The 13874-nt window shown below is 74.1% G+C and carries 13 protein-coding genes and 1 pseudogene; 1 reads left to right on the top strand and 13 read right to left on the bottom strand.

The annotated features are described in order from the left end of the window. Nucleotides 1-887, bottom strand: an 887-nt coding sequence (locus E9529_RS19430; RefSeq protein WP_236832914.1) for a hypothetical protein, incomplete at its 3' end; no start/stop codon positions are given. Continuing rightward, complete coding sequence (locus tag E9529_RS19425; RefSeq protein ID WP_236832913.1) at nt 884-1330, bottom strand: hypothetical protein; 447 nt, start codon at nt 1328-1330, stop codon at nt 884-886. The genes E9529_RS19425 and E9529_RS19430, both read right to left, overlap by 4 nt. 350 nt (nt 1331-1680) lie before the next feature. On the opposite strand from E9529_RS19425, the gene E9529_RS19420 reads away from it, so the two are divergent. Beyond that, nucleotides 1681-3186, top strand: coding sequence for a tannase/feruloyl esterase family alpha/beta hydrolase (locus E9529_RS19420; protein ID WP_236832915.1), 1506 nt, complete (start codon nt 1681-1683; stop codon nt 3184-3186). A gap of 92 nt (nt 3187-3278) precedes the next feature. Here E9529_RS19420 and E9529_RS19415 read toward each other — a convergent pair whose 3' ends face one another. The 11 genes and pseudogenes from E9529_RS19415 to mobF form a co-directional block, all read right to left on the bottom strand. After that, the gene (locus tag E9529_RS19415) at nt 3279-3479 is read right to left on the bottom strand and encodes a hypothetical protein (RefSeq protein WP_236832912.1); all 201 of its coding nucleotides are present in this window, start codon (nt 3477-3479) and stop codon (nt 3279-3281) included. Nucleotides 3480-3638: 159 nt separating this feature from the next. Next, the gene (locus tag E9529_RS19410) at nt 3639-4253 is read right to left on the bottom strand and encodes a DUF305 domain-containing protein (protein WP_236832911.1); all 615 of its coding nucleotides are present in this window, start codon (nt 4251-4253) and stop codon (nt 3639-3641) included. 284 nt (nt 4254-4537) lie between these two features. Beyond that, nucleotides 4538-4669: a hypothetical protein gene (locus E9529_RS22255; protein WP_255709562.1), complete on the bottom strand. Its 132-nt coding sequence runs from the start codon at nt 4667-4669 to the stop codon at nt 4538-4540. A 16-nt stretch (nt 4670-4685) separates the two neighbouring features. Beyond that, entirely contained in the window at nt 4686-5153 is a 468-nt protein-coding gene (locus tag E9529_RS19405) for a hypothetical protein (protein ID WP_236832910.1), read from the bottom strand. Further along, nucleotides 5150-5563 carry a TadE family protein gene (locus E9529_RS19400; RefSeq protein WP_236832909.1) on the bottom strand — a complete coding sequence of 138 codons (414 nt, stop codon included), beginning with the start codon at nt 5561-5563 and terminating at the stop codon, nt 5150-5152. The genes E9529_RS19405 and E9529_RS19400 overlap by 4 nt, the downstream gene beginning before the upstream one ends. After that, nucleotides 5553-5759 (bottom strand): hypothetical protein, encoded by a 207-nt coding sequence (locus E9529_RS19395; protein ID WP_236832908.1) that lies wholly within the window; start codon nt 5757-5759, stop codon nt 5553-5555. The genes E9529_RS19400 and E9529_RS19395 overlap by 11 nt, the downstream gene beginning before the upstream one ends. A 29-nt stretch (nt 5760-5788) precedes the next feature. Next, nucleotides 5789-6730, bottom strand: coding sequence for a type II secretion system F family protein (locus tag E9529_RS19390; RefSeq protein ID WP_236832907.1), 942 nt, complete (start codon nt 6728-6730; stop codon nt 5789-5791). Nucleotides 6731-6743: 13 nt separating this feature from the next. Continuing rightward, nucleotides 6744-7607 carry a type II secretion system F family protein gene (locus E9529_RS19385; RefSeq protein ID WP_236832906.1) on the bottom strand — a complete coding sequence of 288 codons (864 nt, stop codon included), beginning with the start codon at nt 7605-7607 and terminating at the stop codon, nt 6744-6746. Continuing rightward, nucleotides 7604-8386 (bottom strand): annotated as a pseudogene (locus E9529_RS19380) (CpaF family protein); the annotation flags it as partial. The gene E9529_RS19385 and the pseudogene E9529_RS19380, both read right to left, overlap by 4 nt. 21 nt (nt 8387-8407) lie before the next feature. Next, a complete protein-coding gene (locus E9529_RS19375) occupies nt 8408-9517 on the bottom strand; it encodes a site-specific integrase (RefSeq protein WP_236832904.1) in 1110 nt (369 codons plus the stop codon). Between the two features lie 120 nt (nt 9518-9637). Next, on the bottom strand, nt 9638-13273 hold the full coding sequence (mobF, locus tag E9529_RS19370; RefSeq protein ID WP_236832903.1) for a MobF family relaxase: 3636 nt from the start codon (nt 13271-13273) through the stop codon (nt 9638-9640). Nucleotides 13274-13874 lie beyond the last annotated feature (601 nt).

Below are 13874 nucleotides of genomic sequence, written 5' to 3'. Positions count from 1 at the left end.
GGGGCCGGGACGGGCGCGGGGGCCGGGACGGGCGCGGGAGCCGGTGCAGGCGCAGGCGCGGGGGCTGGTGGTGGGGCGGGTACCGGTGCCGTCGTGCGCCGGGGCGCGACCGGTGGCGCCGCGGGCTCCTGCGGCGCGGGAGCCTGCTCGGCCGGCGGGGAGGGCACCGCGTGCTGCACCAGGCGCGGCCGGTCCCCCGCCACGGCTGCGCCGACCGTCCCGGCCGCCTGCACCCACTCCGCCCAGCGGCCGGCGTCCAGCGCGATCTCGGCCGCGTCGTCGGTGATCCTGGCCCGCAGGTGCCGGGCCAGCGCCGTGCCGATGCGGTCGGCGGCCCGCAGGTCGCACGCCGTCCGGCCGACCGTGCTCGCCCCGTCGGCGCACGAGCCCCAGGTCCCGACCGCGGCGCCCACCTCGGCCGCCAGGGTGGCGAGCACCCGGTCGCCGTCGGCCGGCCCGACGGCGAGGTCGGGCAGCAGGGCCCGCAGGCCGAGGACCACCGGTGCGGCGGCCGGCTCGGTCAGGGTGCCGACGGCGAACTCGGCGGAGCCGGCGCCCCGCGACCACCGGACGACGTCCCCGGGGGCCAGGACCCGCCCGTCGTCCGCCAGGAGACGGGTGGCGCCCGCGACGGCGGCGGCGCTGAGGTCGACCGCTTCGGGTGGCCCGACGTCACCGGAGACCCGGACGACGACCGGTGCGGCGAGCTGGTTGCGCAGCACGACGCCACCGGCGTCGACGCAGGCCTCGAGCGGGAAGCCGGCCGGGACCGCCCCGCGCTGCTCGTCGACGACGCAGAGCCCGGCCGTGGGCGCGGCTGCGGCCGGGACCGGAACCCCGACGAGGCACGCGGATGCGCCCGCGAGCGCCAGCCAGCGGCGCCTCACGACGGGTACCCGCACACCGGCTGCAGCTCCGCGACCAGCTGGTCCATCTCGACGACGAGGCCGGCCCGCGCGTCGTCGTCGCGGGGCGCGTCGATGACCGTCCGCAGCGCGGCGGCCAGGTCGTCCACCGCTGCGGACAGCTCCCGGTCCGCGCTCGCGGGGAGCTCGGCCGTCAGGGCGCGCAGCTCGTCGCGCGCGTCGGTCAGCGCGCTCCGGGCCTGGGGCACGCCGGTGCCCGCGGCGAGCCGGCCGACGGCGTGCGGGATGCCGGTGAAGTGGACGGCCCCGGCCAGCCGGCCGCACAGCTCCGGCGCCCCCGACGGCGCCCGGTAGCCGGGGGCGGCGGCATCGGGCCGCTCCGCGGGCGCTTCACCGGCCGCGCACGCGGACAGCAGCAGGAGGGAGGCCAGCAGCCCGGCGGCGCGGGCTCTGCTGCGGGGCACGCGGCGAACCTAGGCGCAGGGTGACGACGCGGGACAGCACCGGTCACCCGACCAGGCGAACCGGTCGGGCACAGCGCAACCGTCCGTGGTCGTCCACCTGACCTGCGACGACGGCACGACCACACCGGACGGCGACCGCAGCACTGCCGCTGTCCGGCGCGACCACCCGTCCGTTCCTCCGAGCGGAACAATGGCGGCAAGAATGGCGCACCTCGGCAGCGGAGCGAGCAATTTCCGGCTCAGGTGTTGCCAATCCCGGCCCGAGTCTCTTGACTGCCCCCACCGCTGATGCCATTCGTTCCGACGAGCGGAACAAATGGCCACCGCCATTTCGGGAGGCTCGCGTGACGATGGTTCCCCGCTCCACCGGCCGAGGGCGGCTGGGTGCCGTGCTGCTCACCCTGGTCGCCCTCCTGGCGCTCGCCGTACCGGCATCGGCCGAGCCACCGGGCGCACCGGCGGCCGGCGCGTCCGCGGCCGAGCGCTGCGCCGCGCTGGTCGGCAGCACCGTCCGCGTGGAGGGCGACCGCGCCGTCGTCGACACCGCCGCCGTCGTCCCCGCTGCCGCCGGCGAGCCGGAGCACTGCGACGCCACCGGCCGGATCGGGGGCATCCGCTTCCAGATGCAGTTCCCCACCAGCGGCTGGAACCAGAAGTACTTCCAGACCGGCTGCGGGGGCTTCTGCGGCGCCATCCCCATCGACTCCTGCGGCGAGGCGCTGTCCCGCGGGTACGCCGTCGCCGCGGAGGACAGCGGCCACCAGGGCCAGAGCGACGGCTCCTGGGCGTACGGCGACCGGCGGGCCGAGATCGACTGGGGCTACCGCTCGCCGCACGTGGTGTCGGTGGCGGCCAAGCAGTACGTCCAGCAGTTCTACGGCCAGGCGCCGGCGTACTCGTACTTCCAGGGCTGCTCCACGGGCGGGCGGCAGGCACTGTCGGAGGCGCAGCGCTACCCCGAGGACTTCGACGGCATCGTGGCCGGCGCCCCGGCGCTCTACCAGAACTACCTCGCGCCGCTGTCCCAGGGGCACCTGGAGACGGTCAACCGCAACCCCGACGGGACGGTCATCCTGCCCGGGACCAAGGCCCCGGTGGTCGCCGCCGCGGCGCTGGACCGCTGCGACGCCCTGGACGGCGACGTCGACGGGGTGATCGCCGATCCGGAGAACTGCGACTTCGACCCGGGCACGCTGCAGTGCCCGGGCGACGTGGACCAGCCGACCTGCCTGACGTCGGCCCAGATCGACGTCGTCCGCGCCTTCTACGCACCGCCGGTCGACGACCGCGGCCGCCAGCTCTACCCGGGCGGGCTCGTGGTCGGCTCCGAGGCCGGGTGGCCGGGCTGGTCGATCGGCACCGACACCTCGCTCTCCGGTGGCGGCAACTTCGCCGAGTCGGTGCTGCGGTACCTGGCCTTCCCGCGCGACCCGGGGCCGGGGTACTCGCTGTTCGACTTCGACCCCACGCGGGACGCGGCCAAGCTGCGGTCGATGGCCAAGATCTACAACGCCGACGAGGTGCGGATGCACCGATTCGAGCGCGCCGGCGGGAAGCTGCTCGTGTGGCACGGCTGGGCCGACCCGCTGATCACCCCCGAGGGCACGATCCACTACGTGGAGGAGGCCGTCGCGGCCAACGGCGGGCGGGCGGCCACCGAGGACTGGATGCGGCTGTTCCTGCTGCCCGGCGTCTACCACTGCGCCGGCGGCCCGGGCGAGGACACGGTCGACTGGCTCACCGCGATCGAGCGGTGGGTCGAGCACGGCGAGGCGCCCGACCAGGTGACCGCCAGCAAGCTCGCCGACGGCGAGGTGGTCAGCACCCGCGTCGTGCCGGAGCACGTCGTCGGCTGATCGGGGAGGACGACCGCCGCACGGCATGCCCCCGGGGCCGTGCGGCGGTTCTCCCGTCGTCCCGTCCGCGCGGTCGGGTCAGCGGCGGTGGCTCAGCGCACGTAGCCGTCGCCACCGGCGAGCATCGTCAGCACCACCATCGCGGTGAAGACCAGCACGACCGCGGCGAGCACCCCGAGCCCGATGAGCAGGTTGTGGTCCTTGACCGGCTGCTTCTGCGCGGGCCGCTCGGCGGAGGACCGCTCCTGGGTGGAGGACGGGACGACGCCGGGGTGGTGTGCGTGGACGGTCATGACCGCTCCCTGGGCAGGACGGACGGGCGCCGGCCGGCGCTCCGACGGGCCCTCTCCGGACCCGGGTCCAGGCTGCTCCGGGCCCTGCCCCGGCGGGAGGGTCGAGAGTCCCCGCCCGCCGGGTCGGAGGGCCCGCGCGGCGTGCGGCCTGTTCGGGGGTCAGCCCGCCGGGGGGCAGTCCCGGAGCGCCTCGGCCGGGAACTCGGGGACCGGCCGCTCCCGGGCCTCCTCGAGGGTCTCCGCCTCGCCGTTCTCCCGGATGTCTTCGATCAGCCACTCCATCTCGGCGATCTCCCGCTGCTGGGCGACGATGATGTCGACGGCGAGCTGGCACACGCGGACGTCGTCGATGTCGGCGCGCTCGGAGCGGGTGATGGCCAGCGAGTGGTGCGGGATCATCGCGCCCATCCAGTTGCGGTCGTCCACGGTGACCTGGCTGCGGTCCAGGAAGACCGCGCCACCGAAGAGGAGCAGGCTCCCGACGATGATCGCGATGTTGCCCTTCACGTTCCGGTACATGCCGAGCATCCAGGCGAGCATGACCAGCCCCATGGTGCCGCCCATGGTGAGCGCCATGAAGACGCGGCTCTCGCTGAAGCGGACGTGGCTCCACTCCCAGGAGCTCACGAACATGGTCCAGTACATGACGACCATGGCCGTCGCGATCATGCCCGCGAACCGCAGGTACATCTTCGTCTCGTGCGACAGCTTGCCGCCGTGCTCCTCCTGCTGCTCGTGCTCGTGCTGGTCGCCGTTCCGCTGCTCCGAGGCCATGGCTGGGTCTCCGTCTCTCGTCGGCCGGCGGGGCGCGCGTCCGGCGCCGGCGGTGCCGCCGCGACCCCCGCGGGTCGGCCAGGCGGAGCGTCCGGCCACAGGCAGCCCGGGGAACGTGTGCGGGGAGGACGGCGGCACCCTGGATCGGGTCGCCGTCCGCCTGCCCCTGCACCCGGACGGGCAAACGCGGTCGGGCGGCAACGCAACGCGGTCGCGCTCACGCGGCCGGCAGACGTCACGCGACCGTCACACGGCGGCCGCGCCGGTCGGCCGGACCGGGTCGATCAGTCCTCGCCCGGCTGCTCGGGCCACGGCCTGTTGTCGAGCTGCCCGATCTCGTGGATGTCGACCCGCACCTCGTGGCGAGCTCCTGTGCCGTCGGGGTACTCCTCGCCGAGGAACTCGTGGAAGAGCACCTCTGCGGTGCCGGGGTCAGCCGTCGACGTAGCGGTCGCGCTCGACGACGAACTGGCCGGTAGCGGTGTTGGCGTCCACGAACTCCGGCAGCAACGGGATGCGCACCGTGACGGTCACGCAGACGGAGAACTCCTCCCCCGGCACCAGCGACGGCGACCAGCCGCCCGCGCCCTCGCAGTCCGCACCCGCCGGCGCGTAGGCCACCCGCAGGTCGGCCAGGTCCACCGACTGGTCGGCCACCGCCAGCTGCGCGGCCCGCAGCGCCCGCTCGTGCCCGGTTCCCGGGTCCGGGGCGGTGCCCATCGCCCGACCGGCCTCCCGCGCCGCGGCCTGCGAGGCGAACACCCCGCGCTGCACCGCCGAGAACCCCGCGACCACGTAGACCAGCGGCACGAACACCACCAGCGCGATGAACACGAACTCCACCAGCGCCGACCCGCGCTCACCGGCCACCATGCCCAGCCGGCGGCGCAGCCACCTCACGCCGCCTCCTTCATCGCCCGGCCGGTGACCTCCAGCGGCAGCAGATTGCCCAGCACCGCCAGGAGCGCGGGCACCGAACCGGAGCAGCGCACCACCACCAGCGTCGCCCCGGAGGTGTCGAGCTCCTCGCCCGAGGTGCAGGCCAGCCCCCGCGCGATCTGCTCGGAGGTGGCGCGGGCGACGATCTCGACCGTCCGCCCGGCCCCCGCCGCGGAGTCGACGTCGGCGTGCGCGGCGTACCGCGCACCCTCCTGGGCGCTGGCCGTGACGACGTTGCGCACGTGCACGTAGACCGCCACCTGCAGCACCGCCAGCAGCAGCGTCATGATCAGCATCGAGACCATGACGAAGTCGACGACGGCGCTGCCCCGCTCGCCGTCGCGCGCCCCGGCCTCTGCTTCAGCCGGCACCGGTGACGGAGTTCAGCGCGTTCTGCACCGCGGTGACGACGGCCTCCTGGAACACCGCCAGGATCGCCAGCACCAGGGCCGCGGTCATCACGGTCACCATCACCCAGCCGGGCACGTCGCCCCGCTCCGGCTCCTCCCCCCGCAGGCGGGCCGCCAGCGAGGTGAGCGCCGCGTCGAGGTACGCGAGTGCGCGCATCGTCGTCCTTCCTGTCGTTCGCCCGCTGCTCACTGCGACAGCGAGACGATGCTGATCAACCCCGGGAACAGGGCGAAGAGAACGGTGACCGGCAGCACCAGGAAGACGACCGGCACCATCATGGCGATCTCCTTCCGGCCGCCGGCCTCCAGCAGCCGGCGCTTGCCGGCCTCCCGGACGTCGGCGGCCTGAGCGCGCAGCACCTCGGCCAGCGGGGTGCCGCGCTCGATCGCCACGAGCAGCCCGTCGATGAACCGGGCCAGCGGCTCCAGCGACGTCCGGTCCGCGACCTGCTGGAGCGCGTCGGTCAGCGGCACGCCTGCCCGCGCCCGGCCGAGCGCCGCGGCCAGCTCGCGGGCCAGCTCACCGCCGGAGAGCCGGGTGACCCGGGCGATCGCCGCGGTGGGGCTCTCGCCCGCCGTCACCGCCAGCGCCAGCAGCTCGGCGACCACCGGGAACTCGGCGAGCAGCAGCTCCTCGCGCCGGTTGACCTGCTGGGTGAGCCACCAGTCGCGGCCCAGCACCCCGCCGACGAGCCCCGCGAGGCAGAACAGCCCGGCCGAGAGCACGTTGAGGTCGCCGGCGGCCACGGACCCGACCGTCACGACCAGCGCCGTCGCGAGCAGACCGAGCCCGCCCCAGACGACCTGCTCGATGCGGAAGTCCTCGACGGTGAGCTCGCCGCCGAGGGCGTCCAGCCGGCGGCGCACCCCGGCCCGACCGCCGATGAGCCGGTCGACCACCCGCGCGCCGTTGCTGATCGACGGGCCGGCGATCCGGCGCACCGCCGTGAGCAGACCCGGCTCGGTCGCGGTGCCGAGCAGCCGCGACGGCGGCGGGGTGTCGTGCACGTAGGGCGCCAGCCGGTCGACCAGGCGCACCGATCGGAACGGCGGCGCGGACGTCAGCACCAGCACCAGGCCGGTCGCGGCCAGCAGGCCCAGCAGCATCCCGACGACGGCGGCGCTCACCGGCACACCCCGCTCACCGGAGCACCCGCACGTCCTCGGGCAGCCGCCCGATCCGCAGCATCAGCCGGTAGGCCACCAGGCACACCGCTCCGCCGCCGAGCAGGATGACGGTGCCCAGCGCCGAGTCGTAGGCGGCCAGCGTCGTCGACTGGGTGGCCAGCAGCAGGAGCACGACCCAGGGTGCGGCGACGGCGAGGCGCGCGGCCGAGACGACCCAGCCCTGCCGGGTCTCCAGCTCCGCCCGCGCCCGGGCGTCCTCGCGCAGGAAGGTCGAGAGGGTGCGCAGCACGCGGCCGAGGTCGGTGCCGCCGACCTCGCGGGCCACCCGCAGCGTCTCTACGATGCGGTCGCCCACCGGGTCGGCGAGGTCGTCCTTGAGCCGGTCCAGGCACGGGCCGAACCGGCCGCTGGACCGGTACTCCGCGGCGAACCGGGCGAACGGCGGCCGCAGCACCTCGGGGCCGCGGGTGGAGAGCGCCCCCAGCGCCTCGGGCAGCGAGAGGCCCGCGCGCACCGCGGAGGCGAGGTTGTCGACGACCTCCGGCCACACCTCGCGCAGGTCGGCCCGCCGCTTGCCGGCCAGCCGGCGCACCTGCACGTGCGGGAGCAGGAAGCCGAACAGGCCGAAGGCCAGGCTGACGGTCACCGTGCCGGTGCTGACCAGGACGACGACGGTCGCGAGCAGCCCCAGGCCGATCTGCAGGGCGAGCAACTGGGCGCCGTTGATGCCGGTGAGCCCGGCGGCGGCCAGGAGCTCCTGCCGGCGCCCGGGCCCGCGGGCGTCGCTGCGCCGCTGCGGTGCGCGCGGTCCGCTGCGCCAGATCAGCAGCAGGCCCACCCCGAGGAGCAGCCCGAGGAGGGCACCGGACTCCGTCACGCCAGCAGCCCGGCGAGGTCGAACCCGGCGGCGGCGAACCGCTCGGGGTGCGGCGGGTAGCCGTCGGCACGGACCAGGCGGCCGTCCCGGCTGGTGAAGACGTCGGCTATCTCGACCACGCCGTCCTCGGCGCGGCCGGGCAGGGCGACGATCTCCCGCACCCGGCGGCGGCCGTCGGCGTCGGTGCCCGCGTGCACGACCAGGTCGACGCTCGAGGCGACGGTGGGGACGACGAACGACGTCCCGATGTTCTCGCCGGCCAGCAGCGGCAGGGTGCACATCTTCACCACGGCCTCGCGGGCGCTGTTGGCGTGCAGGGTGCACATGCCGGGCAGGCCCGAGTTCAGTGCGATGAGCAGGTCCAGGCACTCCTCCTGGCGCACCTCGCCGACGACGATGCGGGAGGGCCGCATGCGCAGCGCCTCCTTGACCAGCCGGCGCAACGGGATCTCCCCGGCGCCCTCGAGGTTGGGCTGGCGGGTCTGCATCGAGACGACGTCGGGCAGCGGCACCCGCAGCTCGAAGACCTCCTCGCAGGTGATCACCCGCTCCCGGGCCGGGACGGCGGCGCACAGGCAGTTGAGCAGGGTCGTTTTGCCGGCCTGGGTGCCACCGGAGACCAGGATGTTGAGCCCGGAGGCGACCGCGGCCTCCAGGAAGCGGGCGGCCTGCGCGGTCAGCGTGCCGAGTGCGACCAGCTCGTCCAGCGAGTGCGCCTGCAGCACGAACTTGCGGATGTTGACCGCCATGTGCCGGCGCGTGATGTCGGGGATGACGCGCTCCCGGACTCTTTCCGCAGGTCAGCCCAGGTATGCGACCCCCTTAGTCCGCACGGAGTCCGCAGATGGCGCGAAAGCCGCGTCGACAGCCGCACGGGTTCGGGTGTCCGCGTCGGGCCACAGGTGCGAGTAGGTCCGCAGAGTTTCTGTCTCGTCCGCGTGGCCCAGGACGTGTGCCACGGTCTTCACCGACTCCCCGTAGCGGATCAGCGCCGAGGCGGTGAAGTGCCGCAGGTCGTGGAACCGCGCGGTCGGGAGGCCTGCGCGCTTGCGGAGCGGCTGCCACACCGAGTTGTTGAAGGTGTTGGCCCAGATTGGGCCGCTGGTGCGCGACCGGAAGACGAGGTCGTCCGGTTCGGCTGGGAAGCCCGCCAGGTGCTCGGCCAGCGCCGAGGCGACCACGTCGGCCAATGGCACCGTGCGGATACTTCCGCGAGTCTTCGGCGGTGCGAGCTTCGGCGGCGCCCCCGGCACCAGCGTCAGCTGCTCGACGACGTCCAGCTCCCGCTCGAGGAACCGGACCCTGCTCACCTTGAGGCCCAGTGCCTCGCCGAGCCGGAGGCCACAGCCGGCGCCCAGGACGACGAGGGCGCGGTACCGGTCGGGCGCGGCGTCGACCAAGGCTGCGACCTGCTCGATCGTCAATGGGACGACCTTCTCCCGGTGCGGTCGAGGCGGGACGGTGTCCCGGCACGGTGACTTGGCGAGGAACCCGTCCTCGACGGCGTCGGCGAAGATGCCGGCCAGCAGCGCCAACAGCTGCCGACTGGTCGTCGGCGACAGCTTCGCCTCGATCCCACGACGGAACGCGAGCACCTGAGTTCGCGTGACTGCCGACAGGCGCTTGTCCCCGAAGGTGGGCAGCAGATGATTCCGCAGATAGGAGTCGTAGGCCCGGCGGGACGAGTCTCGCAGCGGCTGCGCCGGCAGCCAAGTCTCGACATAGGCACCGAAGGTGCTCCGGCCCCTCTTCGGGTCAACCCAGTCACCGCGCACCAACGCCGCGGTCTGTTCGTCGAGCCACCGCTGGGCGTCGACCTTGCGCTTGAAGTGGCGGGCGTGCTCCTTGCCGTTCTCATCCCGGTACCGCGGCCGGTACGTGCCGTCAGGCCGCCTCGCGATCGACGCCACCGCTCATCGCCTCCCTGGTCGTGCATCTGGCCATGGCCAGCGCAGTCTCGGCTCGTCTGCTGATCCGAACGCTGACACCGCAAATGGGACTTGTCTTCCCGCTCCCTTCTACCTGGGGATTCACCGAGACATCCCCAGGCCCGCGTCGCGATGTAGTGCAAGCCGTCGGACGTCCTCGGGGAGCGGCGGTCGGACGACCATCTGGGTCGGCGCCGACGGGGATGCGGGTGTCTGGGGGGTAGCGAGCTCGGGGTCGTGGTGGGCCCGCCAGTGATCACGCTCTCGGGCTAGCTGGTCGGCCGGCTGGGCGACGAGGGCCGGCTCGGCCGTCAGTCGTTCGATGCGAGCTCGGACGGCGGCGAGTTCGGTGCGGGCGGTGGCGATGTCCCGGTCGGTGTCGGCCAGCCGCTCCGCCGGGTCGAGGGTCCAGGCGAGGGGTCCGAAGCGGGCGAGCCGGTGCTCGTGCTGACGTCGGGCGTCGGTTACCGCGGCCCCGGCCTTCCGGTGGGCCTCCTGCGCGGTGGCTGCGGTCGCGCACAACGCAGCGTGCCCCGGGTGGGCGTGTTCGGCGTGGTGGCGGGCGTAGGAGTCGAAGGCGGTCCACAGTCGCGGTCGGTCGTCGGACCGGTCGGCCAGGCGCGCGATCTGCTGTTGGTCGGTGGGCATGGCCGGCAGGTAGGGCCGCCAGGCGTCCGCCCAGTCGACCAGCTGCTCGCCGGCCCGGTTCACCGCCGCACGCCGAAGCCGGAGCCGGCCGGGACCGTCGAGCACGACCTGCGCGGCGTCGCGGGCGGCGTCACGCCGGGTGTCCCAGCTGTCGAACAGCGTGTCGCGGATCCGGTCTGTCTCGGCGATGACGGCCGCGCGGCTGGCGTCGGCCCGCGCCGTGGCGTGGCGGGCGTCGATCCCCGTCCGCTCGTACCGGGCTTCCAGCGCGGTGAGCGGGTGGGCGTGGGTGGACTCGAGCGCGACGATCTGGCGCAGCGCGTTTGCGCGGGGTTCGGCGTGCGCGAGCCGGTCCAGGCAGCGTTGCTCGGCCGTCCACGCGGAGTGCAGGTCGGCGAGCGCCTGTTCCAGCGGTCGGGGCGTGGCGTAGCGGGTGGCGTCGGCGGCGGCCAGCCGGGCGGCATGCGCCGGGCCGAGATCGGCGTGGTCGCGGGCGAAGACGGCGAGCCACTGCTGGCGCGCCTCGGCGGGGTCGGTCGCGACGAGGTGGGCGGTGTTGGCCTCTCTGCCGCGGGTCATGCCGACGTAGGCCGCGGCCGCGCCGGTGTTCTCGTCAACCACCAGGTGGGCGGCGGTCACGGTGTCACCTTGGGTGCCGTGCGCGGTGGTGGCGTAGGCCAGCTCCACGTGCGCGGTGACGTAGTCGCCGGGCAGCATCCGCGCCCCTGTCCCGGCCGGGGTGACGTCGGGGGTGACTGCGGCGGACACGCCGCCGGCGGGGGTGACGTGCAGCCCGCCGTCCCGGTCGACGCCGGTGACCGTCCACACGTCGCGGTTGGCCACCTGGAGGTTGCGGTCGTTGCGGCGGGTGGCGATCCGGTCGCCGACGCCGATCCGCTCCCCGGCCGAGGTGACGACCACGCGCCGGTCGTCCACCCGACCGTCGGTGACCAGCCGGTCGCGGATGGCGGCATTGAGGGCGGCGGCCTGCTCGCGTGTGCCGACCACCACGGCCACCCGCTCGCCCGCGGTGTAGCCGTTGGCCGCACCGGCGGCGAGCGCCTCCCGCAACGCCTGCGCGTCGGGGTGCAGCCGGATCTGGCCACGGGCCAGGAGGGCGTCGAACACCGTCCCGGGCTTCTCGCCGGCGCGCATCGCCAGGGTCAGCTCAGCGTAGTCGGTGTCCGGTGTCGTGGCACCGGTGGCGTCGGTGCGGGTGAAACGGTGCACCCCGACCAGGGTCAGGTGCCCGGCCGGTTCGACCTGCGCCGCGGCGAGGTCCAGGACGCCACCCCGCCCGACCGCCGCGAGCTGATGCCGGTCCCCGAGCAGGGCGACGTGCACCTGGCACTCGTCGGCGACCGTCAGCAGGGCCCGGGCGGTGTCTTGGTCCAACATGCCCGCCTCGTCCACGACGAGGAGGTCGCCGGCCCGCAGCCCCGCCCCCTCCCCCGGGCCGGTGTAGACCCGGCCGGTGACCGGGTCGGTGTGGCCGACGGCGAGGCGGGCCCAGGCGCCGTCGGCATTCCAGCGCCAGCCGTACTCGAAGGCCAGCCGGGCCGCCGACCCGGCGACCGCGCCGACCTCCAATTGGGCGACCTGGGCCGCCTTCAGCGTCGGGGTGACGACCACCAAACGGCGCCTCTGCTGGTCGAGCAGAGCCCTGGTGGCGGCCAGTGTGGTGGTCTTGCCGGCGCCGGCCGCGCCCTCGACCACGACCAGGGCCCGCGGGCCGGCGAGCGCGGCGACCGCCGCGGCCTGCCCGGGATCCAGCCGCGTGCCGCCCACGGCGATGTCGACCGGTGGTAGCAGGTCGGGACCAGGTGCGCCGGCCGGACGCTCGCTGGCTCGGGAGGCGAGGCGAGCGGTGAGGTCAGCCTCGACCGCGAGCACCGGCGCCGAGGTCCAGGCCCGGATGTGCTCGGGCACCCCGCCGCGATGCAGCAACATCACGCAGCGTTCCATCGCGCGGGCGGTGAGGTCTTCGGCCAGCTCGATGCGCACCGCCGGGTCGGCCACGACCCCCGCGGCGGCGATCAGTCGCTCCACCTCACCGCGGATGTCCGCGGCGTTCCACGCCGAGCGGCCGGCGGCCAGCCTCGCGAGCACCCGGTCCAACGCCGCCGCTCGATCCAGGGCGCCGATCGGCATCGGGTGCAGTGCGACGAGGCGGTCGCGGGGCCGGTAGCCGAGGGCGTCAAACTCGGCCTGCCAGCGTTCCTCCAGCTTCGCTCCGGGCTGCGGGGTGACCTTGTCCGGGCGCCCGTCGGCCCACGCCCGCGCATCCCACGCGCGGCGCAACGCCGGGCCGGGGTGTTCGCCCGGGTGCGCCGCGGTCCACTCGGCTTCGTAGCGGTCCACATTCCGGGCGATCTGCGCGTGCCGCGCGCTGAACGGGCCGACATACTCGGAGAGCTCTCGGATTTCTCCGGTGGTGTCCTTTGTGTATCCGTGCGCGGCGAATGCGGCGTTCAATTCCGGATCGCAGGCCATCGCGGCGTGCCCGAGCCCGTTGATCGCATTCAGCGAATCCCGGACACCGACGGTGTGCAGGCCCCGCCATTTCCCGGCGGCGAACACCCGCGCCAGCAGCTGCAGGTGCAAATGCCGGTGCGGGTCCTGCGCGCGGGAGATGTAGTGCCGCACCGTCACCCCTTCCAGCACGTTCAACGGCACCTGCACCTGCCCGCCCCGCGGCCCGACCCGGGTGGTGGCGTGCTCCGCCAGCCAGGCGATGATCTGTTCGGCGGCGCGGTCCTGCGCGGCCTCGTACGCCGCGGCGATGTCCGGGTGCAGGGCGGCCGCCAGGGACCAGGTCTTCGGGCCGTTGACCACCACCTCCACGAACCGGACCGCGTGCTCGTCGGTGCGCAGCTGCCCGCGTGGTTCCCCAGTTGCCGGGTCGTGGCCGGCGACCCACGTTTCGTAGGTATCGCCGGTCAGCGGCGGTAACTCCCGCACGTGTCCCTCGGTGGCGGTGAAGCGGCGAGCGAACCCGGTCCCCTCGGCCAGGTAGTAGTCATCGGCTCGGCCGCAGCCGGCCTCCAGGTACTGCCGAGCCGCGGCCGGCGAACCGGCGTACACCTTCATTCCTCCGTGCATTTTCAACGCCACCCAACAATGACCACCAAGTCACCCCTAGAAACGCCGATGGGCCCCGCGAAGCGGGGCCCGAACTACCTCCGAAGGTAGCATGCGTGCCGTTCTCTCGTGAAGATCTGAGCACTTATTGGAGCAGCTCACTCGGGGGCAAGGAATCGTGCAGGTGCCATCTTGTTGATCGTTCATGGCGATCGTCGACTGCGAGCCGAATGTCAATGTTCCAGCTCTCGCGCTTGCGGTGGAGGTAGGGACACGCCGAGGGCCGCGGGCGCCTGTGCGTCGCGACGAGTTCGACGGCCGTGCCGCCGAGCCCTGCAGCGTGGGAGTCGCCCGCTGGCGGTGACATGGCGGCCAGGCGTCATCCAACCCCCGGCCGTTTCAGAGGCCTTGGCCTCCGGTACATACGATCGCGACGCACCCGGGGCAGTCCGGACCGGTCAGCCTGCACCGAACGTCGACGAACCTCCCGTCAACGGCGGGGTAGTAAGGCACCGACCGAGGCAGGAGTCTCCGCATGGATGTCCCGTTGTGGTTGTGGTTGGCCGTGCTCGGCGGCATCGTCGCCATGCTCGCCGTGGACCTGTTCGCG

It is taken from the genome of Blastococcus sp. KM273128, from assembly GCF_021698975.1.
Classification (GTDB): Bacteria; Actinomycetota; Actinomycetes; order Mycobacteriales; family Geodermatophilaceae; genus Blastococcus.
This window is presented reverse-complemented; position numbering and strand designations above follow the sequence as displayed.